Origin of the sequence: Mesorhizobium sp. B2-2-3 (genome assembly GCF_006442405.1) — a bacterium.
GTDB lineage: Bacteria > Pseudomonadota > Alphaproteobacteria > Rhizobiales > Rhizobiaceae > Mesorhizobium.
Genome location: NZ_VFWC01000031.1, coordinates 1 through 1137 on the forward strand (window position 1 = coordinate 1; position 1137 = coordinate 1137).

1 protein-coding gene is annotated in these 1137 nt (G+C 62.4%); it reads right to left on the reverse strand.

What is annotated here, in order from left to right; all coding sequences use genetic code 11:
- Positions 1-1026, reverse strand: a 1026-nt coding sequence (locus FJ951_RS28320) for an ISNCY family transposase (protein ID WP_181172308.1), incomplete at its 3' end; no start/stop codon positions are given.
- Between the last annotated feature and the right edge of the window lie 111 nt (positions 1027-1137).

Here is a 1137-nt window from a genome sequence, read left to right on the forward strand (position 1 = left end):
TTTGACGAAGTGATGCCGGATCGGGCTCTGTGGCAGCTGCAATCGCAGCCGCGCGAAGGCGACCGTGTTGTCGCGGGCAACGACGCGCTCCTCCTCGATGCACAGGATCTGGGCCAGTTGTTGCGGGTCTGCGGCGACAAAGGCGCTGTCCTCGACCGCGGCCGGCCTGGCGAAGCGGGCATTGTGAGCTGGTAGGTAGGTCTGTGCGATGAACCGGTTGGCGGCCTCGATGTCGGCAATTCCGGCCAGCGCCAGCTCCCTCGGCAGCCGATCCTGCAAGGTGGAGAACATCCGCTCCGAGCGGCCTCGCGCTTCAGGGGAATAGGCTGGAATATGTTCGATACCCAGCCGCTCGAGCGCCCGGCCGACCTGGGTCAGCCGGCTTTTGTCGACCGCCTCGCCGGCCTTCAGCGTCACGAAATAGTGGCTGCCGCGATCGCTGTAGAGGCTCGATGGCAATCCCTTGGCGACGAATGTCTCCAGAAGGCCCTGAAAGCTCGACGCCGTGCCTTCCTCCTCGATCAGGAAGGCCGAATAGATCGTGCTCGTCGCATCGTCCATCGTCACGATCAGGTCCAGCATCGGCTCACCCGCCAGCCATCGATGACGGCTGCCATCCTGATGCAGCATCATCCCCTCGCAAGGCTTCCTCTCCCGCTTGCGCCGGTGAGCACCGCGCCGCTTGGCCCGTTCCACAAGGCCCGCCGCGTGGAGCTGCGTCTTGATGAAGGTGTAGCCCCAGCTGAAATGGTGATCGCGCAGCAGGTGCTCGTGGAAATGCTTCACATTCCAGCCGAGGTAGCGATGACGGTAAAGCTCCAGCATCTCCTCAATCGCTTCCGCCGGCACCCGACGCGTCGAAAGCTTGCCCAAGCGCCGATCCAGCAACCCTGCTTCCCCAGCTTCTTCGTACCGGTCGCGGTAGCGTCGGAATTGCCGCTCCGACATGCCAAGCAACTCGCCTGCCTCCATCATCGAAAGATCGCCGCCATTCCAGCGGCTCAATACGTCCCGAAACTTTTGCATTCTCCGGTCCTGTAGCCATGCCGTCCGCTTCATCCCCAGCCTCCATCCGCTGGCGATAAAACCGGACAACTCACGTGCTACCTAATCCGGACAACTCATCTGCTTACGACA